Origin of the sequence: Aeromonas sp. R2-1, from assembly GCF_040908425.1 — a bacterium.
GTDB classification, from domain to species: domain Bacteria; phylum Pseudomonadota; class Gammaproteobacteria; order Enterobacterales; family Aeromonadaceae; genus Aeromonas; species Aeromonas caviae.
On record NZ_JBFODR010000015.1, the window covers coordinates 92,332 to 111,890 of the forward strand.

The following is a 19,559-nucleotide window of genomic DNA, read 5'->3' on the forward strand; positions in this document are numbered from 1 at the left end:
ACCCTGCCACCTCGTTTGGCTCAGACCCGGTAGTAGTCCCGATACCAGCGGACAAAGCTGTCTACCCCTTCCTTGAGCCCGACACGGGGGCGATAGCCCGTGGCGTCGAACAGCGAGCGGGTGTCGGCCCAGGTGGCGAGCACGTCGCCGGGCTGCATGGGCAGCATGTTGCGGATGGCCCGTTTGCCGAGGGCCGACTCGATGGCATCCACGAAGTCCAGCAGCCTGACCGGGCTGCCGTTGCCGATGTTGAAGAGGCGATAGGGGGCCGGGCTGGCGTCCGGGGCCCCCTGCCAGTGGGCATCGCCCGCGGGGGGGCTGTCTGCGATGCGCACTATCCCCTCGACGATGTCGTCGACATGGGTGAAATCCCGGCTGAGCTGGCCCTGGTTGTAGAGGTCGATGGGGTCGCCGTTCAGGATGGCGTGCACGAACTTGAACAGGGCCATGTCGGGCCGGCCCCAGGGGCCGTAGACGGTGAAAAAGCGCAGCCCGGTGGTGGGCAGGCCGTAGAGATGGGAGTAGGAGTGGGCCATCAGCTCCCCCGCCTTCTTGCTCGCCGCATAGAGGGAGACGGGATGATCCGCCCCATCGGACGGCTTGAACGGCATCTGTTCGTTCAGCCCGTAGACCGAGCTGGAGGAGGCATAGACCAGATGCTGCACCCGGGTCTGGCGACACCCCTCCAGCACGGTAAGGTGGCCGGTGAGGTTGCTGTCGGCGTAGGCGAAGGGGTTGTCCAGGGAGTAGCGCACCCCGGCCTGGGCCCCCAGATGGATCACCCGGTCAAACTGCTCGTGGGCAAAGAGCGAGGCCATGGCCGCGCGGTCCGCGAGATCGAGGTGTTCGAAGCGAAAGCCGGGCAGAGGCGTGAGCAGGGCGAGGCGCGCCTCCTTGAGGCTCACCGCGTAGTAGTCGTTGAGGTTGTCTATCCCCACCACCTGATGGCCGTCGCCACAGAGCCTGCGCGCCACATGAAATCCGATAAACCCGGCGGCGCCGGTGACGAGGTACTTCATCGCTCCTCCTGATGAGCCAGGCTGTCGCCACGGCCGATGGCATAGTAGGTGAAACCGCGCTGGCGCAGACGGGCCGGATCATAGAGGTTGCGGCCGTCGAAGATGATGGCCTGCTTCAGGGTCTGGCGAAGCAGGTCGAAATCCGGTGCGCGGAACTGTTGCCACTCGGTGCAGACGAGCAGGGCGTCAGCCCCCTGGAGGGCGGCTTCCTGGGTGTCGCACAGGGTCAAGTCCGCCCGCTGGCCATAGAGGCGGGCGGCCTCGGTCATGGCCTCGGGGTCGAACGCCTGCACCTTGCCTCCTGCCGCCCAGATCGCCTCCATCAGCACCCTGCTCGGGGCTTCGCGCATGTCGTCGGTATTGGGTTTGAAGGCGAGTCCCCATAACGCGAAGGTGCGCCCCGACAGACTGGCGCCAAAATGGTGGTGCAGCCGGGTCATGAGCCTGTGTTTCTGCGCCTCGTTGACCTGCTCCACCGAGCGCAGCAGGGGGGTCTCGCACCCCGCCTCCTTCGCGGTGTGGATCAGCGCCCTGACATCCTTGGGGAAGCAGGATCCGCCATAACCGCAGCCCGGGTAGATGAAGTGGTGGCCGATGCGCGGATCGGCACCAATGCCCTTGCGCACTTCCTCGATGTCGGCGCCCAGGGCTTCGGCCAGGGTGGCCATCTCGTTCATGAAGGAGATGCGGGTCGCCAGCATGGCGTTGGCGGCGTACTTGGTCAGTTCGGCGCTGCGTGCATCCATCCGCAGGATGCGGTCTCGCTTGCGGTTGAAGGGGGCGTAGAGCTCCTCCAGCAGGGAGAAGGCGTGATCGGAGTCGGTGCCGATGATGATGCGATCCGGCCGCAGGCAGTCGGCGACGGCGGCGCCCTCCTTGAGAAATTCGGGGTTGGAGACCACGTCGAGCGGAAGGTCGAGACCACGGTCGGCGAGGCGCTCCGCAATGTGTCGCCGTACCCGGCTGGCGGTGCCGACAGGCACAGTGCTCTTGTTGACCACCACCTTGCCCCCTTGCATCAGGCGGCCTATGGTGTCCGCCACCGTCATTACCTGATGGAGGTCGGCAGACCCGTCCTCGTCCGGCGGCGTTCCGACCGCGATGAAGATAAGCTCGGCAAACTCCACCGCCCGGGCCGGGTCTGTGGTGAAGATCAGGCGACCGGCCTGATGGTTGCGCTGCACCAGGGGGGCGAGACCGGGCTCGAAGAGGGGAATGCGCCCCTCTTTCAGGCCCGCGACCTTGTCGGCATCCACATCCACGCAGGCCACCTTGTGACCCATCTCCGCCAGTACGGCGGCCTGAACCAACCCGACATAACCTATTCCGAATACGGTGACTCTCATCCGCTGTTGTTCCGCTGGCAGTGACAAGCGACTCATTCTAGAACGATTCGGGCGCGGGGGCAGCGGCCCGTTTCAGGTTTTTCAGCATCAGGCCGGCGGTGAGTGTGGGACATTTTGGTGCAAGGATTGTAACGCCTGGATGACGCGCACCATTTTGGCGCGTGAAGGGCGGGACTTGTGATCCATCTCACTCAAATTGGAGACTGTCGGCATAACGAAGCCCCGGTTAACGGGGCTCGCTCCGCCCGATGGGCGGCCAACACTCTCTTGCTTCGCGACTGGATACCTGGTTATGGACAACACTTCACGCTCTGCGCACCCGCTCTATGAGGATGTGCTCGCCTTGCTGACCGCAGCAGGCTTCGTTTCCCTCGGCATCTTCCTGTTCCATCAGGTCGGCCTGCTCACCGGTGGCACCGCCGGCCTGGCGCTGCTGCTGCAACAGGTGACCGGCATCAGCTTCGGCCTGCTGTTCTTCGCCATGAACCTGCCTTTCTATGCCCTGGCCTGGCTCAGAATGGGGCCGCGCTTCACCCTCAATACCTTTGCCGCCGTGGCCACCGTCTCCTTCATGACGGATCACCTCAACGCCGTGCTGCAAATCGGCAAGATCGAACCCGTCTATGCGGCGCTGATCGGCGGCACCCTGATCGGCATGGGACTGCTCATCATGTTCCGCCACAAGGCGAGCCTGGGGGGCTTCAACATTCTGGCGCTCTTCATTCAGGACAGATGGGGTGTGCGGGCAGGCAAGCTGCAAATGGGACTGGATTGCGCCATCGTCGTCGCCTCTTTCTTCGTGGTCTCCCCCTGGCTGCTGGCGCTTTCCGTGGTGGCAGCCATCATCTGTAATCTGGTGTTGACACTCAATCACAAGCCGGGGCGCTACCAGATAGCCTGATGTGCCCGTGGGGATTGCCCTGCTGGTCAGCCCAAGGCTGGATACCGCAAAAAGACAGAGCGCCTGATGGCGCTCTGTTGCTATCTGCCCCTGGGTGTCACACCACCATGGGAACGCCACTCTCGGGGTGGTGGATCACCTGTGCGGGGTAGTCGTAGAGGCGCGCGATGAGCGCTGGGGTCAGCACCTCGCCTGCGTTGCCGTCAGCCATCAGCCTGCCCTGCTCCAGCATCACCAGCCTATCGGCGTAGCGGGCTGCCAGATTGAGGTCGTGCAACACCACCAGCACGGCGGTGTTGCGACCGGCCAGCGCCCGGGCCATGGCGAGCAACTGGTGCTGGTATTTGAGATCCAGCGCCGAGGTGGGCTCGTCCAGCAGCAGCAGCCGCGCTTGCTGCGGTTCCTCCGGGGCCTGCCAGATCTGGGCCAGCACCCGGGCGAACTGCACCCGTTGACGCTCCCCGCCGGAGAGGCCGGGATAGAGGCGGTTCGCCAGATGGTCGACTCCGGCGTGGGTCATGGCGGCGCGTACTATTTCGTCGCGCCGGCTGGCAGGCTCGCTGTGGGGCAGCCGACCCATGGCCACCACCTCTTCGCACAGGAAGGGGAAGCTCAAGGAGGAGCTTTGCGGCAGCACACCGACCCGGTGGGCCAGAGCGTTGCCGGCCCACCCCCTGCGGGTCTGGCCGAACAGGTGGATCTCCCCTTCATGTTCCAGCTCGCCGGTCAGGCACTTGAGCAGTGAGCTTTTGCCCGCCCCGTTGGGGCCGAGCAGGGCGGTCAGGCTGCCAGCATGCAGGTCGAGATCCAGGCTGTCCAGGATAAGCCGGTTGCCACGACTGAGGCGAAGACCCCGGCAACTGAGCAGGGGGGAGGGGGATCCGGGCAAAGTGGCGATCTCCTGTTACAGGGTTCGGCGGCTCTTGACCAAGAGCCAGATGAAGAAGGGGGCACCCAGCAGGGCGGTGATGATGCCGACCGGCAGCTCGGCCGGTGCGAGCAGGGTGCGTGCCAGCATGTCGGCCCCCAGCAGCAGGCCAGCCCCCAGCAGGGCAGACAGCGGCAACAGGCGGACATGGTTGGGTCCGGCCAGCAGCCGTACCAGATGGGGAACCACCAGGCCGACAAAGCCGATCATGCCGGCCACCGCCACCGCCACGCCGACACCGGCAGCGGTGAGCAGGATGAGGCGACGCTTCAGCATCTGCACGTTCACCCCCAGATGCCGGGCCTCTCCCTCTCCCAGCAGCAGGGCGTTGAGGGGATTGGCATCGCGCATGAACAACAGCAGCAGGGCGGCCAGGGTCAGCAGCGCCAGCGTCACATCGACCGGCTTGCCTGCCGCCAGGGAGCCCATCTGCCACAGGCTCAGGTTGCGCAGCATCTGATCGTCGGCGAGATAGGTGAGCAGTCCGATGACGGCGCCGGAGAGCGCCGTGATGGCCACCCCGGCCAGCAGCATCACGGTGACCGAGGTGCCCCCTTCCCGGGTACCCAGCAGATAGACGAGGGTGGTGGTGAGGGCTCCGCCGAGAAAGGCGAGCAGGGGCAGCAACCCCAGGCCGAGCAGGCTCTGCAGGTGCGAGCCCAGCGGGGCGAGCAGCACGATGGCCAGGGCCGCGCCGAGTGCCGCGCCACCCGACACCCCTATGATGCCGGGGTCTGCCAGGGGGTTGCGAAACAGTCCCTGCATCACGGCGCCGCAGAGGCCGAGAATGCCCCCCACGGCGATGCAGAGCAGGGTTCGTGGCAGACGGATCTCCTGCACGATCAATAATTTGTGAGCCTCAATCCCGCTCTGTGGTCCGGCAAACAGGGCGCGCAGGCTCTCACCAAGGGAGAGGGACATGGGGCCGGTCGCGAGGGACCCGACCAGCAGCAACGCCAGCGCGCAGCCGGTCAGGGCGAGCAGCCAGGGCAGAGGCAGGCGCATCAGGAACCCTGCTTGATCCACTGGGCGATCTGGTTCGCCTGTTGCAAGGAACGAAGGCTGAGGCCCCCTTGCAGGGCATGTCCGTCGATGGCGTGGATAGCCTTGTTCTTGCCTGCCGGGGTGGCTGACAGGGCGGGCACCTGACTCAGGACGGCGTCGGGATCCTGATACTGCTGCCAGTCGCGGCCGCTCACCAGCACCAGATCAGGTTGCAGCTCGATGAGGGATTCGGTGGAGACGGGCTTGTAGTCGTGGAGCCCAGCCACCGGATTGACGCCGCCCGCCAGGGTGACGAGGGCGCTGGCGGTGGTGTTGCCACCGGCGATGCTGGTGGGCTGACCCTTGTGCAACAGCAGGAAGGCGACCTTGAGGGGCTTGTTCTGCTTCGCCTGCGCCGCCAGGGTGTCGCTCTGGGCGGCAATCTCCTCCTTGAGCTTGCTCCCTGCCGCCTGGTCACCCAGGAGATGGGCCAGGGTGTCGATACGCTCGTTGAGGTTGGCCAGCGTAGGGGCTGTGGCCATGACCTCGACCTTGACGTTGGCACGGCGCAACTGATCAAGCGTGCTGTTCGGGCCCATCTCGTCGCTGCCGACCACCAGGGTCGGAGAGAGACTCAGGATCCCTTCGGCGGCGAGGGCACGGTGATAGCCGACCTTGGGCACGCCTCTGGGCTCCGGACTGCTGACATCGGTGGCGACCAGGCTCTGCTCGCCCCCCAGTGCCAGGATGAGTTCCGTGGTGGCCGGGCCTATGCTGACGATACGCTCCACCGCCATGACGGATGGGGAAGAGAGGGAAAGGGCACAGCCGAGCAGGCTGAATGCGAGGGCAATACGACGGCCCATGCGAACCTCCGAAGGGTGAATGAAATAGGGTTGCCGCCGAGAATATCAAGTCGTCCATCAAAATGCACTGAGAATGAAAGCGATTATCAATTGCGTTACTTGGGGCGCTTTATTACAGTATCCGCCGCGACACCGAGCACCATCGCCAGATCATCCAGGGAGAACCGATGAGCATTGCACAACGCATTCACGCGCTGCTGGAGCAAGACCCCAGCGCCCACCCGTCCACCCTCGCCACCGAGCTGGCCGTCAGCGAGTGGGAGGTGGTACGCCATCTGCCTGCCGCCCTGATGACGCAAGTGCCGGCCGGGGAGGCCGAAGCCCTGCTGGCGGACCTGGCCAGCTGGGGTCAGGTGACCACCATCGTCGAATCCGATGGCTCCATCTTCGAGGTGAAGGCTCCCTTCCCCAAGGGCAAGAACGCGCGCGGCTACTACAACCTGATGGGGCGGGACGGGGAGCTGCACGGCCACCTCAAGCTCGACAACGTGGCAGGCATCGCCCTGGTCAGCAAGCTCTTCATGGGCAAGGAGGGGCACTCCTTCCAGTTCTTCGGCCACAGTGGCCGCTGCATCTTCAAGATCTACCTGGGCCGGGACGAGCAGCGTCAACTGCTGCCTGAGCAGGTGGAGCGTTTCATGGCCCTGCGCCGTCAGTATCAAGAGGAAGTGAAAGCATGAGTGAACGTCAGGAGCGCCTGCAAAACCGCCTGCAACCGGAGATCCGCGAGTTCCGCGACGGTTGCCGTACCCTGCAGCTCGCCACTGTGGATGGCGAAGGCAACCCCAATGCCAGCTATGCCCCCTTCGTGCTGCAGGAAGATGGATACTATGTGCTCATCTCCGAGATAGCTCGCCACGCCCGCAACCTGCAACAGGTGCCCAAGGTATCGCTGATGCTGATCGAGGACGAAACCGGTGCCCGCGAGCTGTTTGCCCGCAAGCGTCTGACCTTCGATGCGGTCGCGGAGGTGGTGGCGCGCGACGACGCACGCTGGGAGAAGGCCGTTGCGGCGCTGGAAGGGCGCTTCGGCGAGATAGTCAAAGGGCTCTCCAACCTCAAGGACTTCGTGCTGTTTCGGCTCAAGCCCGAGCAGGGGCTGTTCGTCAAGGGATTCGGTCAGGCGTTCCGTGTCTCCGGCGACGAGCTGGTGGACTTCGTTCACCTGGTGGAAGGGCACAAACGCATCGACAACGGCGCCGAGCTGACCAGCCCGGCGGATGAACCCGTTTGAGGGGACAATCAGCGAGATGAGAAACGGGCAGCCTGGGCTGCCCGTTTTGTTGTTATGTCCCGGGTTACTCCTGCCAGCCTGCCTGGTTGGGGAAGGCATCGCGGTCGGCCTGGCTGGCGCTTTCGTTGCATTCCCCGCGGATCTTCCAGGAGGTCTGGCTGAGGACGATATAGCCGCTTCGGCAATACTTGCGCGTGGCCAGCATCTGGGTGAGCTGCTCGTCCTGCAGGGCTTCCCGGCGTTCCAGCAGGCTCTTGTCGCGGCGGCTCAGCCGGTTGTCATCTCCCTCCTGCAACCGGGTGGGCAGGACGTCGAGAGGGGCGGCCTCGAAGGTGAAGCGCTTGCTCCCGTCGTCGCTGATATGGGTGTGGAACAGGGGGGCCGGGCCATCGGGTGCTGCCCCCGGCAAGCCGGAGCAGGCGGTGAGCGCCGGTAACAGCAGCGTGAGGGCAACGTCAGAGAGTAGACGCACACAAGACTCCAATCGGGTGTTCACATCAGGACGGGCAGCTTAACACGCCCGCTCGGGTTGAATGGTGGCCAGCAGCTCATCCGTCGTGAGCAGGGTCACGCTTCTGCCTTGAGGCAGGCTCAGATGCCGCCACATGAAGTGGTGGTGCTGGATGATCTGCTCCGCACTCAGGTGCGGCCTGTCCGCCGTGGTATGGGCGTCGGTCACCGCAAAGGCGTCAAAGCCCCTGGCGGCGGCGCTGCGCAACGTGGTATCGACGCAAAAGTCGGTGGCACAGCCGCAGATGAGCAGTCTGTCTACCGACTGCTCTGCCAGCAGGAAGCCGAGCTCGGTGTCGAGGAAGCTGTCACAGGCAGTCTTGCGCACCCGGCTGTCGTGGGGAGACGGGGCCAGATCGGCGTGCAGTTGCCAGCCCGCACTGCCAGGTTCCAGCTCGGAACCCGGTTCGTCGTGTTGCACATAGATGACCCGTCCGTGTTGGCCCCGCACGCGATCGGCCAGACGATTGATGTTGGCGATGACCTGGGCATCCTGATGGCGGGGGTTATCGAACAACCCCTGTTGCATGTCGATGACGAGTAACACATCCATATGAAATCCTTGGGCTATTTTGAGGGTTGCAACCATTGGCTGCAGTCACGGCTTCGGGATTGATGCAGTGCGCCCATATCTTGCTTCATTTCCTTTGCATTTAGCCAGCGTTCCGGCAGGGGAGCTATGTGGACCCTGACATCGGCGTCTCTCCCGGGGGCTGTCTCGTCACCGGTTTGCGGCACGATGAGTGCCACCTTGAGTGCCGGATTGCGGCTGGCGATGCGACTGGCGATCCCTAGCCCCCCTTCCACGTGGAAGTTGCCTGCGATATGCATGATGCGCCTGCCGGGATGCTTGCCCAGATAATCCACCATGCTTTCGGCCATGGTGTCGTCCCAGCTGGTCTGGGCGGCGAAGCGACGGGCGTTGCCGTCCGCATCCCCATGGTGCATGGAGGCCATGAACTTCTGGCGGTAGCCGTCATCCCCCAGAGTCAGCTCGCGGGCAAGCTGGCTGCGGCGATTGGCCGGCAGTTTGTCGAGCCAGGCCGGTCCCTCCTGACCGACGCAGCTCACCAGAGGTTTGGGGGCATTGGCGGCAATCACTGGCAGGTGCTGTGCCTTGGCGAACTCCACCAGAGGGCGGTAATCACTCTGGTAGTTGGGCCAGGCATGGCCATCTCGAATGAGGGCCGATTCGCCGATGCGTCCGGCCAGGTAGGCATCCAGCACCGGTTGATCGGCGCGGCTGAACTGCTCCATGGAGAGTACCAGGGCCCGGCCATCTGCCTGCGACGTCTCGTCAAGCCCCGCCAGCAGACGGGCCTGCAACAGATGGATGGCCGGGTGAGTGTGAAGTTCCCCCACCAGCACGATGTCGGCATCCGCCACCCGGGCCACCGCCTGCTCGAAGGTCAACGCCTGCCCCTGGGCCGTATCGAGCCGTGCGTCATAGAGGGTCTCGGGTGGGGTGTTCTGCGGCGTGGTGGCACAGGCGACCAGCAGCAGGGGCAGGGCGAGCAGGGGGAGTCGTCGGATCATGGTTACTCACTCAAGAAACAGGGGATGGGAAAAGGCTGCACCATGGGATGGCGGCATGGCGAGCGAAAAAGTGGCGCCAGTGTAAGGGGGAATGACGATAAAGTGAAATGAGAATGATTCACTTTATTATTGATCTTTGTCTCTGGCGGGGTAATATGCCTCCCGCTTGATAATAATTCTCAATAAGGACTTTACAGTGGCGCACAACAACACCCCCTCCCTGATAGCCCTCGCCGTGGCGGCCGGGCTGATCTCCCCCGCTTTCGCCGCAGACAAGAAAGCCGATGAAGTCATGGTCGTCAGCGGCTCACGGATGGAACAGAAGCTGGAAGATGTTTCCGGTCCCATCGCTGTCATTACCTCGGAGCAGATTGAAGAGCAGGTCGTCAGCAACGTCGCCGATCTGTTCCGCTATGAGCCCGGGGTGAGCGTGCAGGGAGGCGCAGGAGATGCCCAGACCTTCACCATTCGCGGCATGAGCGAAAACCGGGTCAAGGTGGTGCAGGACGGTGTGCGCCAGAACGATGCCTACAAGAATGGCGGCGTGGGTCAGACCTACTTCGACACCGACATGATCAAGCAGGTGGAAGTGGCCAAAGGGCCGGCCTCTGCTGCTTACGGTTCCGATGCTCTGGGAGGCGTCATTGCCATCACCACCAAGGATGCTGGCGACTTCCTCAAGGGCCGCGACAGCTATCTGGATGCGACCACGGGTTATGCCTCCAGCAGCCACCAGAGAATGGCCGGCATCACGGGGGCGCTGCGCACCGGGGAAGTCGAGAACCTGCTGCGCTACACCTGGCGCGATGGCGGTGTCACCCAGAATTATGACGGCGACAAGAACGAGTTCGACATCGTCAGCCAGGCCGTGCTGTTCAAGAGCAAGTGGAATCTCTCCGATGATCAGTTCCTGAAACTGACGGTGGATTACTTCACCGAGGGGCAGGATCCGGATGCCATCGATCTGACCAAGGCGGGCTCCGTCTTCAACCAGCCCATTACCGACAAGGAGACCGACAACCTCTCCCTGGTACTGGATCATGGCCTCGCCCTGAACGCCCCCTGGGCGGATCGCGTGGACAGCAAGATCTACTACAGCCGCGCCAAGCAGACCCTGGATCAGTACGCTTCGTCCAAGTATCCGGTCATGCCGGGCAACCCCTATGTGACCAAGAACTCCCTGGATCACAACGGTTTCGAGCAGGAGAGCCTGGGCGCCCAGGTGAAGTTCAACAAGGCGCTCGCCAGCCAGCGTCTGGCCTGGGGCCTGGAATACGAGCATACCGACAACGAGCGCACCCGCTTCAAGGGGCCGACCGTTCCGGGTGACTTCGTTGGCTACAACGAGCTGAGCTTCCCCTCCACCACCAGCGAGCGCAGTGCGCTCTGGGCCTTTGACGAGATCAAGTTCGGCGAGCGTTGGGTGCTGACCCCGGGCGTGCGTTACGACTACTACAAGATGACCCCGGACGAGGATCCCGCCTACACCGGCGAGAACATGAAGAAGATCTCCGAAGGGGAGTTCTCTCCCAAGCTGGGGCTGGTATTCAAGGCGCACGAGGCGGCGAACCTGTTCGCCCAGTACAGCCACGGCTTCAAGGCGCCCATGTATGACAACGCCTTCTCCACCCTGAACCACCAGGCGTATGGCTATCGCATTGAGCCCAACCCGAACCTCAAGCCAGAGAGCAGCGACGGCATCGATCTGGGGGTGCGCGGCAGCCGCGGCGGGTTCAGCTATGAAGTGGCCACCTTCTACAACAAGTTCGACGACTTCATCGAGCTGACGGCCGTGGGCACCGAAGGCCGTACCGCCCTCTATCAGTACCAGAACCTGGACAAGGCGACCACCAAGGGGGCCGAGGCCAAGGCGGACTACTGGTTGAACGAGCTGGTCAACGTCTGGGGCAACCTGGCCTACATCGAGGGCAAGGATGGCGAGGGCAACTACATCAACAGCCTGAGCCCCCTGAACGGCAGCGTCGGGGTGCGTCTGGAGCAGCCGAACTGGAACATCAACACCGCATTGCGCTTTGCCGACGACATGGACAAGGTGGGCAAGGATGCGCGAGGCAACGACAACATCAAGAGCGCAGGCTGGGGCGTGGTGGATCTCTATGCCCAGTTCAAGCCGGTGCAGGACCTGCAGCTCAACGTGGGGGTGTTCAACCTGTTTGACAAGGAGTACGTGAGCTACGAGAGCATCACCGGCCTTGCCGCCACCGCGGATACCAGCAAGCAGACCGAGCCTGGCCGCAACCTCAGTGCACGGGTCAAGTACGTGTTCTGATGGTCGTGGACCAGCATGCAGGAAAGGGGCCCTCGGGCCCCTTTTGTCATGAAGGTCGGCGTCTGCAAAAAAGAAACCCGCCAGGGGCGGGTGGAAGGATTGCAACACTCATCAGGAAGCGGTGTTACCCAATAGACAGGGGGATGTGACAAAGGTTCAACTTTATTGATATTTATGGTTTTTATCTGTCATGCCGCCTGGGGATCCCCGCCCCGAAATCGGTTATCATTTGTGCCCCTTGTCATGCAGCCCGAGCCTCTATGCCCGCGTTCTCCTGGTTAGCCCTGTTTTTTGGCGCCTTCTACTTCGTTTATGGCGCCTACCTGCCGTTCTGGTCGCTCTGGCTGGAAGGCATCGGGGTGAGTACTGAACAGATAGGGCTGTTGCTGGGGGTGGGCATGGCCATCCGCTTTGCCGGCAACCTGATGGTGATGGGGCGAGTTAAGGGGGCCGGCCAGTTGCTGCCCGTCACCCGGCTGCTCTGTCTGCTGAGTCTGCTGGCCTTCCTCGGTTTCTATCTGGGCCACAGCCTCTGGTGGTTGGTGGTGCTGACCCTCGCGGCCAACTTCATCTACCCGACCCTGATGCCCATGGGAGAGGCGCTTGCCACCCGCATGGTGGTTCAGACCCACCTGGACTACGGCAAGGTGCGGCTGTGCGGCTCCTTTGCCTTTATCGTCGCCTCCACCCTGGTGGGGGCCCTGGTGGGCAACTTTGGCAGCGACTGGGTGCTGCACACCATGGTGGCCGGGCTGCTGATCATGCTGGGGCTCAGCCTGCTGCCGCTGCGACCCGCCCCCCGGGAGCTGCAAGGGGAGCGGGCTAAGGCCTCGCTGCTCGTCACGCTCAGGTCGGCCCCGGTGCGCCGCTTCCTGCTCATCACCGCCCTGCTGCAGGGGAGCCACGCGGCCTACTACGGTTTCAGCGCCATCTACTGGAAAAGCGCCGGCTACAGCGGCACCCTGATCGGGTATCTCTGGGCTCTGGGAGTGGTGGCGGAGATCGCCATGTTCGCCGCGGACAAGCGCTTCCTCCAGCGCTTTGGCGCCCAGACCCTGTTTCTGGTGGGGGCCCTTGGCTGCGTGGTGCGCTGGGTGCTGCTCGGCAGTTCTACCGACCTGGCGGTGCTGGTGCTCGGCCAGCTGCTGCACGGGGTCACCTTCTGCGTCAGTCACCTCGGCGCCATCCGCTTCATGACCCGCCAGTTGCCCGCGGAGCAGCAGATCCCCACCCAGGCGCTCTATGCGGCCCTGGGCCTTGGCATGACGGTGGCGGCCCTGATGGCGATCTGCGGCGTGCTGTTCGAGCCGCTGGGAGGCGGCATCTTCTTTATCATGGTGCTGGTAGTGCTGCCGGTCTTCGTGTTGCGGCTGCGTGAAGAGAGCCCTGAACAGGGCCGATGACACAGGTCTGCCGGTCTCTGGCGCGGCAGGCCTCCGACTTATCTGGACAAGGGAAGTAGAGAGATGCACCAAGGATGGCTGCTGATCGGGTTGTCGCTCGCCTATCTGGGCTTGCTGTTCCTCATCGCCTATGTGGCGGACAAGAACAAGCGCCGTCGCCCCAAGGGGCAGCCTCTGCTCTACAGCCTGTCGCTGGCGGTCTATTGCACCTCCTGGACCTTCTTCGGCACCGTGGGCCAGGCCAGCGAATCCCCCTGGTCGCCGGTGCCCATCTACCTGGGCCCCATGCTGGTGTTTCTGTTTGGCTGGCGCCTGCTGGCCCGCCTCATCCTGGTGGCCAAGCGCGAGCACATCACCTCCATCGCCGATTTCATTGCCGCCCGTTATGGCAAGTCCCAGCGCCTGGCCATGGTGATCAGCCTCATCGCCGTCATGGGGATACTTCCCTATCTGGTGCTACAGCTCAAGGCGATCGTCACCGGGCTCGATCTGCTGATGGCCAACAGCACGGGGGTCAGTCCCACCAGCAACATGGCGGAGCTGGCGCTGGGGGTCACCCTGCTGCTGGCCCTGTTCAGCATTCTATTCGGCACCCGCAACCTGGATGCCACCGAGCACCACAGGGGCATGGTGGTGGCCATCGCCTTCGAGTCCGTGGTCAAGCTGCTCGCCTTCATGGCGGTGGGGGGCTTTGCGCTCTGGCTCATCATCGCCAGACCGAGCGAGGCGCGTACTCTGGTGGCGGGCGACTTCCTCGATGCGGTGGTGGCGGTGACGCCGGGCAGTCTGCTGGAGCTCGCCATCTACACCCTGATCGCCATGTGCGCCGTCATCTGCCTGCCGCGCCAGTTTCACGTGACCGTGGTGGAGAACAACCAGGGGCAGGATCTGCACTGGGCCCGCTGGATCTTCCCCCTCTATCTCTTCCTGATGGGGCTCTTCATCTGGCCGCTGGCGCTGGCAGGCAAGCAGTGGGTCGGGGCAGACATGGCCTCGGACACCTATGTGATAAGCCTCCCCATGTCCCTCGGATTCGACGGCATGGCGATGCTGGCATTTCTCGGCGGTACCTCGGCGGCCACCGGCATGGTGATCGTCTGCACCATCGCCCTGGCCATCATGGTGAGCAACGATCTGGTGTTGCCGGTCCTGCTGCGCCGGGTCTGGCAACAGGGGCGGGACGAGCGTCTGATGCGGTTGCTGCTGCAGGTGCGTCGGGGTGCCATCTTGCTGATTTTGCTGGCGGCCTGGGCGCTCTATCTCTGGCTCGGGGATCTCACCAGTCTGTCGCGCATCGGCTATCTCTCGTTCGGGGCCGTGGCCCAGTTCGCACCGGCCCTGCTGCTCGGCCTGTACTGGCGTCATGGCAATCGCAAGGGCGTCTATCTCGGGCTCGCCCTCGGGGTCAGCCTCTGGTTCGTGACCCTGCTGGCGGAGAGCGGACTGCTGGCTGGCTCCCCCCTCGAAGCCCTGCTGGCGCCCCCAGACTGGCCGGCGGTGCGGGATCTGAGCCTGGGGGCCTGGTGCCTCTTCCTGAGTCTTCTGCTCAACCTCGCCGGCTATGTGGCGGGCTCCCTGCTGTCACGGGCGGCGGTGAGTGAGCGGCTGCAGGCAGCCAACTTCGTCGGCAAGACGAGCCGGGATACCTCGGCGCTTTATCATGCGCGGGTCTCGGTGAAGGAGCTGGAGATGCTGGCGGCCCGCTTCGTCGGTTCCAGCCGCGTCAAGCGGGCCTTCGGTCGTTTCGCCGGCGAGCGGGGAGGCACCCTGGCGCCCCAGATGCAGGCCTCCGCCGAGCTCATCGCCCACACGGAGCGACTGCTGGCCGGGGTGTTCGGTACCTCGTCCGCCCGCCTGGTGCTAGCCTCCGCCCTGCAGGGACGCAACATGCAGCTCGAGGAGATCGCCACCATAGTGGACGAGGCCTCCGACATGTTCCGCTTCAACCGCGGCCTGTTGCAGGGGGCAATCGAACACATGGGGCAGGGGATCTCCGTGGTGGACAGGGAGCTCAGGCTGGTGGCCTGGAACCGACGCTACATCGAGCTGTTCTCCTATCCCCCCGGTCTCATTCAGGTGGGCCGTTCCATCGAGGAGATCATCCGCTACAACGCCGGACAGGGGTTGTGCGGTCAGGGAGACATCGAGGCCCAGGTGGCGCGGCGGGTTGCCTTCATGAAGCGTGGCAGCCCCCATGTCTCGGCGCGGGAGCGTCCCGATGGTCGGGTCATCGAGATGCAGGGCAACCCCATGCCTGCGGGGGGCTTTGTCATGACCTTCACCGATATCACCCCGTTCAGGGCGGCGGAGCGGGTGCTGCGGGAAGCGAACGAGCACCTGGAGGCGCGGGTGGCCGAGCGCACCCACGAGCTCTCCGAACTCAACCGCCAACTGCTGCTGGTAAACCAGCAGGTGGAGCGGGCCAACCAGTCCAAGAGCCGGTTCCTGGCGGCGGTGAGCCACGACCTGACCCAGCCGCTGAACGCGGCCAAGCTCTTTACCTCCTCCTTGCTGGAGATGCTGCCCCCGGAGGACGAACCGGCTCGCATCGCTCGCCACATCGACGACGCCCTGGGGGCGACCGAGGATCTCATCACGGATCTGCTGGACATCTCGCGCCTCGAGGCGGGCAAGTTCAAGGCGAAGAAGCTCGATTTCGCCCTGAGCGATGTGCTGGACAATCTCAAGGCGGAATTCGGCGTGCTGGCCCAGGCCGGTGGGATCCAGTTCTCCGTGGTGGAGAGCCGCCTTGCGGTCTACAGCGATGTGCGCTTGCTGCGGCGGGTGTTGCAGAACTTCCTCACCAACGCATTTCGCTACAACCCCGGCGGTCGGGTGCTGCTTGGCTGTCGCCGCATGGGGGAGAAGGTGCGCATCGAGGTGTGGGACAACGGCCCCGGCATCCCGGAGGGCAAGCAGGAGGCGATCTTCGACGAGTTTTCCCGCCTCGATCACTCCCGCACCGCCAGGGAGCAGGGACTTGGCCTCGGGCTCGCCATCGCCCGCGGCATTTCGCTGGTGCTGGGTCATCAGCTCTCCCTGCGCAGCTGGCCCGGAGCGGGGTCCGTCTTTGCCATCACCCTGAACCTCGCGACCCGGCCCGTCATCCCCAGCCAGGTGACGACCCCGGCCCTGCGAGACAGCCAGCTGGAAGGGGTCAGGATCCTCTGCATCGACAACGAGGAGGATATCCTCATCGCCATGGCCTCGCTGCTGGGACGCTGGGGCTGCGAGGTGCGCTGTGCCCAGAGCCTGGAGCAGGCGGAGGAGATCATCGGCGGCGGCTTCCTGCCTGCGCTGGTGCTGTCGGATTATCACCTGGATGACGGCAAGACCGGGTTGCAGGCGCTGCACATGATCAGGCTGGCCCACGGCAACGGTATCGGCGGCATCATCATCAGTGCGGATCGCAAGAGCGAGTTGCAGGCACAGATCCGTGAGCACGGCTTTGGCTACGTGAGCAAACCGGTCAAACCTCTCAAGCTGCGCGCCCTGATGAACAGCCTGCTGATGCCGGTTCAGTGACTGGTCTCACAGAATCGAGCATTGGCTGAACGTTTTCTGGATGCCACCCAGGCGTCATGATCGCCGATGATGGTACCTATTTCGTCGCCATTTGCCGCGATTGGTGATAATTGAGTCTTGCTGGGTGTCACTTTTGGCAGGTGGCGGCCGAGCGACTCTCCTCTATAGTCATTCGGCGATTATTTTTGTCGCAAATCAAGTTGTGCAAAAAGGCAAACCGGATGAAAGTCCGGGACGCAAAGCTTCCGGTCTAAGGGTCTGCGTACCTAGGATAGCGGGGCCACCACAGGTTGTATCGTCCATGGGCCAAGCCATGGTTGCGATGTTGTCTGCGTTACCTGGCAGGTTGCGTTGCCTTTTTCGTTGTTAATTCCAATAACGAAATAAGGAAGTTCAAATATGTTAAGTCCAAAACTTTCCCTGCTGGCGCTTCTGGTCGGGGGGCTTTGCACTACCTCCGCCTTCGCCGCTGCCCCGGGCAAACCCACCATTGGCTCCGGCCCCACCAAGTTTGCCATCGTTGAAGTCAATCAGGCCGCTTCGGCCTACAACCAGCTGGTGACCGTCCACAAGGATGGCGCTCCCGTCAGCGTGACATGGAACCTATGGTCCGGTGACGTCGGACAGACCGCCAAGGTACTGCTCGACGGCAAGGAGGTGTGGTCAGGCCCGGCCTCCGCCGCGGGTACCGCCAACTTCAAGGTCACCAAAGGGGGGCGTTACCAGATGCAGGTGGCCCTGTGCAACGCCGATGGCTGCACCCTCTCCGACAAGAAGGAGCTGATGGTCGCCGATACCGACGGTAGCCACCTGGCGCCGCTCAATGCGCCCCTCAAGGAGAACAACAAGCCCTACGCCAACAAGTCCGGCAAGGTGGTGGGGGCCTACTACGTGGAGTGGGGTGTCTATGGTCGCAAGTTCACCGTGGACAAGATCCCGGCCCAGAACCTGACCCATATCCTCTACGGCTTCACCCCCATCTGCGGTGGCAACGGCATCAACGACAGCCTCAAAGAGATCTCGGGCAGCTTCGAGGCGTTGCAGCGCTCCTGTGCGGGCCGCGAAGACTTCAAGGTCTCCATCCATGATCCCTGGGCGGCGATCCAGATGTCCCAGGGCAACCTCAGCGCCTGGGATGAGCCCTACAAGGGCAACTTCGGCAACCTGATGGCCCTCAAACAGGCCCACCCGAACCTCAAGATCCTGCCGTCTGTCGGCGGATGGACCCTCTCCGATCCCTTCTATTTCCTGGGTGACAAGACCAAGCGCGATACCTTCGTCGCCTCGGTCAAAGAGTTCCTGCAGACCTGGAAATTCTTCGACGGCGTGGACATCGACTGGGAGTTCCCGGGCGGACAGGGGGCCAACCCCAGCCTGGGCGGCCCGAATGACGGCGCCACCTATGTGGTGCTGATGAAGGAGTTGCGAGCCATGCTCGATGAACTGGAAGCCGAGACCGGCCGCCAGTATGAGCTGACCTCGGCCATCAGCGCCGGCGGTGACAAGATCGCCAAGGTGGATTATCAGGCGGCCCAGCAGTACATGGACCACATCTTCCTGATGAGCTACGACTTCAGCGGCGCCTTCGACCTGACGAATCTGGCCCACCAGACCAACCTCTTTGCCTCCAGCTGGGATCCGGCCACCAAGTACACCACCGACAAGGGCGTCAAGGCGCTGCTGGGTCAGGGGGTGACACCGGGCAAGATTGTGGTGGGGGCGGCCATGTATGGCCGTGGCTGGACCGGAGTGAAGAACTACCAGGCCGGCAACCCCTTCACCGGCACCGCCACCGGACCGGTGAGCGGTACCTGGGAAAATGGCGTGGTGGATTACCGCGACATCGTCAACAACCGCATGGGCGCAGGCTGGGAGCAGGGCTATGACGAGTCGGCCGAGGCCCCCTATGTCTTCAAGGCCAGCAGTGGTGACCTCATCACCTTTGACAACGACCGCTCGGTCAAGGCCAAGGGGCAGTACGTGCTGGCGAACCAGCTCGGCGGTCTGTTCGCCTGGGAAATTGATGCGGACAACGGCGACATCCTCAACGCCATGCACGAGGGGCTGGGCCACGGCGAGGGTACGCTGCCGCCGGTCAACAATCCGCCGGTTGCCAATGCCGGCAGCGATCTGAGTGCCACCGGCCCGGCCGAGGTGACCCTCAACGGCAGCGCCTCCCACGATCCGGAAAACGGGGCGCTGACCTACAGCTGGAAACAGGTCTCCGGACCCCAGGCCAGTCTGCTGGATGCCACCCAGGCCAAGGCCCGTGCGGTACTGGATGCCGTCAGCAGCGACATCAATCTGGTGTTCGAGCTGACCGTGACCGACGATCAGGGGCTCTCGGCCAAGGATCAGGTGGTGGTCACCAACAAGGCGCCGCAGCCGAACCTGCCCCCCGTGGTCAGCGTACCGGCCAGTGCGACCGTCGAGGCCGGCAAGCAGGTGAGCATCAAGGCCACCGCTTCCGATCCCAATGGTGATGCCCTGAGCTATCAGTGGACAGTGCCGGCCGGTCTTAGCGCCACCGGTCTGGACAGCGCGACCCTGGTGGTCACGGGCTCGAACGTGACCAGTGACACGGCCTACGATCTGACCCTGGTGGTCACCGACGGGGCGCTGGATGCCACAGGCGTTACCCGCCTGACCGTCAAGCCGGCCAGTACAGGTGGTGGCTGCGAGGCCAGCGATCCGGATGCGGCCAACCACCCGGCCTGGAGTGCAGGTACCGTCTACAACACCAATGACAAGGTGAGCCACAAGCAACTGGTGTGGCAGGCCAAGTATTGGACCCAGGGCAACGAGCCGAGCCGCACCGCCGATCAGTGGAAACTGGTGAGCCAGGTGCAACTGGGTTGGGATGCCGGAGTGGTCTACAACGGTGGTGATGTCACCAGCCACAACGGCCGCAAGTGGAAGGCCCAGTACTGGACCAAGGGCGATGAGCCCGGCAAGGCCGCCGTCTGGGTCGATCAGGGCGCGGCGAGCTGCAACTGATCTGCCGTGATGAAAAATGG

General features: G+C 63.7%; 15 protein-coding genes and 1 riboswitch. Of the genes, 7 read left to right on the forward strand and 8 right to left on the reverse strand.

Annotated elements, in window-relative coordinates:
• Positions 1-20: 20 nt before the first annotated feature.
• Positions 21-1,019: an NAD-dependent epimerase gene (locus AB5Y80_RS03580; RefSeq protein ID WP_368172525.1), complete on the reverse strand. Its 999-nt coding sequence runs from the start codon at positions 1,017-1,019 to the stop codon at positions 21-23.
• Complete coding sequence (locus AB5Y80_RS03585; RefSeq protein WP_202015625.1) at positions 1,016-2,365, reverse strand: UDP-glucose/GDP-mannose dehydrogenase family protein; 1,350 nt, start codon at positions 2,363-2,365, stop codon at positions 1,016-1,018. Before AB5Y80_RS03585 ends, AB5Y80_RS03580 begins: the two co-directional genes overlap by 4 nt.
• Before the next feature lie 292 nt (positions 2,366-2,657).
• Here AB5Y80_RS03585 and AB5Y80_RS03590 point away from each other — a divergent pair, with 292 nt between their 5' ends.
• The gene (locus AB5Y80_RS03590; protein WP_039040037.1) at positions 2,658-3,266 is read left to right on the forward strand and encodes a YitT family protein; all 609 of its coding nucleotides are present in this window, start codon (positions 2,658-2,660) and stop codon (positions 3,264-3,266) included.
• Positions 3,267-3,363: 97 nt separating this feature from the next.
• Here the strand turns inward: AB5Y80_RS03590 and AB5Y80_RS03595 are convergent, their stop codons facing one another.
• From AB5Y80_RS03595 to AB5Y80_RS03605, 3 genes are read right to left on the reverse strand one after another with little or no spacing between them, the layout of a single operon-like run.
• Positions 3,364-4,155 (reverse strand): heme ABC transporter ATP-binding protein, encoded by a 792-nt coding sequence (locus AB5Y80_RS03595; protein WP_041214610.1) that lies wholly within the window; start codon positions 4,153-4,155, stop codon positions 3,364-3,366.
• A gap of 15 nt (positions 4,156-4,170) precedes the next feature.
• Positions 4,171-5,202, reverse strand: coding sequence for an iron ABC transporter permease (locus AB5Y80_RS03600; protein WP_042881318.1), 1,032 nt, complete (start codon positions 5,200-5,202; stop codon positions 4,171-4,173).
• Complete coding sequence (locus AB5Y80_RS03605) at positions 5,199-6,044, reverse strand: hemin ABC transporter substrate-binding protein (protein WP_119197366.1); 846 nt, start codon at positions 6,042-6,044, stop codon at positions 5,199-5,201. The genes AB5Y80_RS03600 and AB5Y80_RS03605 overlap by 4 nt, the downstream gene beginning before the upstream one ends.
• 167 nt (positions 6,045-6,211) lie before the next feature.
• Here AB5Y80_RS03605 and hutX point away from each other — a divergent pair, with 167 nt between their 5' ends.
• Together hutX and hutZ are read left to right on the forward strand one after the other, a co-directional pair.
• On the forward strand, positions 6,212-6,724 hold the full coding sequence (gene hutX, locus AB5Y80_RS03610) for a heme utilization cystosolic carrier protein HutX (protein WP_041214612.1): 513 nt from the start codon (positions 6,212-6,214) through the stop codon (positions 6,722-6,724).
• On the forward strand, positions 6,721-7,278 hold the full coding sequence (hutZ, locus tag AB5Y80_RS03615; RefSeq protein WP_010673228.1) for a heme utilization protein HutZ: 558 nt from the start codon (positions 6,721-6,723) through the stop codon (positions 7,276-7,278). The genes hutX and hutZ overlap by 4 nt, the downstream gene beginning before the upstream one ends.
• 64 nt (positions 7,279-7,342) lie before the next feature.
• On the opposite strand, the gene AB5Y80_RS03620 is transcribed toward hutZ, so the two are convergent.
• Genes AB5Y80_RS03620 through AB5Y80_RS03630 form a run of 3 tightly spaced genes read right to left on the reverse strand, consistent with a single transcriptional unit; the run spans position 7,343 to position 9,324 of the window.
• The gene (locus tag AB5Y80_RS03620) at positions 7,343-7,750 is read right to left on the reverse strand and encodes a hypothetical protein (protein WP_368172526.1); all 408 of its coding nucleotides are present in this window, start codon (positions 7,748-7,750) and stop codon (positions 7,343-7,345) included.
• Between the two features lie 39 nt (positions 7,751-7,789).
• On the reverse strand, positions 7,790-8,341 hold the full coding sequence (locus tag AB5Y80_RS03625) for a cysteine hydrolase family protein (protein WP_039040040.1): 552 nt from the start codon (positions 8,339-8,341) through the stop codon (positions 7,790-7,792).
• Positions 8,342-8,355: 14 nt separating this feature from the next.
• The gene (locus tag AB5Y80_RS03630) at positions 8,356-9,324 is read right to left on the reverse strand and encodes a ChaN family lipoprotein (protein WP_216987942.1); all 969 of its coding nucleotides are present in this window, start codon (positions 9,322-9,324) and stop codon (positions 8,356-8,358) included.
• 196 nt (positions 9,325-9,520) lie between these two features.
• On the opposite strand from AB5Y80_RS03630, the gene AB5Y80_RS03635 reads away from it, so the two are divergent.
• From AB5Y80_RS03635 to AB5Y80_RS03650, 4 genes are all read left to right on the forward strand, one after another.
• Positions 9,521-11,614 (forward strand): TonB-dependent hemoglobin/transferrin/lactoferrin family receptor, encoded by a 2,094-nt coding sequence (locus tag AB5Y80_RS03635; protein WP_042881282.1) that lies wholly within the window; start codon positions 9,521-9,523, stop codon positions 11,612-11,614.
• A 260-nt stretch (positions 11,615-11,874) separates the two neighbouring features.
• Complete coding sequence (locus AB5Y80_RS03640) at positions 11,875-13,017, forward strand: 3-phenylpropionate MFS transporter (protein ID WP_010673233.1); 1,143 nt, start codon at positions 11,875-11,877, stop codon at positions 13,015-13,017.
• Between the two features lie 63 nt (positions 13,018-13,080).
• The gene (locus AB5Y80_RS03645; protein ID WP_010673234.1) at positions 13,081-16,542 is read left to right on the forward strand and encodes a PAS domain-containing hybrid sensor histidine kinase/response regulator; all 3,462 of its coding nucleotides are present in this window, start codon (positions 13,081-13,083) and stop codon (positions 16,540-16,542) included.
• A gap of 201 nt (positions 16,543-16,743) precedes the next feature.
• Positions 16,744-16,830, forward strand: a riboswitch (cyclic di-GMP riboswitch).
• 111 nt (positions 16,831-16,941) lie between these two features.
• Positions 16,942-19,539, forward strand: coding sequence for a glycosyl hydrolase family 18 protein (locus AB5Y80_RS03650; protein ID WP_368172527.1), 2,598 nt, complete (start codon positions 16,942-16,944; stop codon positions 19,537-19,539).
• Positions 19,540-19,559 lie beyond the last annotated feature (20 nt).

Excerpts from the sequence above, each read along its gene's own strand:
- AB5Y80_RS03640 (WP_010673233.1), top strand. The coding sequence starts at position 11,875 with ATGCCCGCGTTCTCCTGGTTAGCCCTGTTTTTTGGCGCCTTCTACTTC.
- AB5Y80_RS03580 (WP_368172525.1), bottom strand. The coding sequence starts at position 1,019 with ATGAAGTACCTCGTCACCGGCGCCGCCGGGTTTATCGGATTTCATGTG.
- hutZ (WP_010673228.1), top strand. The coding sequence starts at position 6,721 with ATGAGTGAACGTCAGGAGCGCCTGCAAAACCGCCTGCAACCGGAGATC.
- AB5Y80_RS03630 (WP_216987942.1), bottom strand. The coding sequence starts at position 9,324 with ATGATCCGACGACTCCCCCTGCTCGCCCTGCCCCTGCTGCTGGTCGCC.
- AB5Y80_RS03645 (WP_010673234.1), top strand. The coding sequence starts at position 13,081 with ATGCACCAAGGATGGCTGCTGATCGGGTTGTCGCTCGCCTATCTGGGC.
- AB5Y80_RS03625 (WP_039040040.1), bottom strand. The coding sequence starts at position 8,341 with ATGGATGTGTTACTCGTCATCGACATGCAACAGGGGTTGTTCGATAAC.
- AB5Y80_RS03605 (WP_119197366.1), bottom strand. The coding sequence starts at position 6,044 with ATGGGCCGTCGTATTGCCCTCGCATTCAGCCTGCTCGGCTGTGCCCTT.
- hutX (WP_041214612.1), top strand. The coding sequence starts at position 6,212 with ATGAGCATTGCACAACGCATTCACGCGCTGCTGGAGCAAGACCCCAGC.
- AB5Y80_RS03650 (WP_368172527.1), top strand. The coding sequence starts at position 16,942 with ATGTTAAGTCCAAAACTTTCCCTGCTGGCGCTTCTGGTCGGGGGGCTT.
- AB5Y80_RS03585 (WP_202015625.1), bottom strand. The coding sequence starts at position 2,365 with ATGAGAGTCACCGTATTCGGAATAGGTTATGTCGGGTTGGTTCAGGCC.
- AB5Y80_RS03590 (WP_039040037.1), top strand. The coding sequence starts at position 2,658 with ATGGACAACACTTCACGCTCTGCGCACCCGCTCTATGAGGATGTGCTC.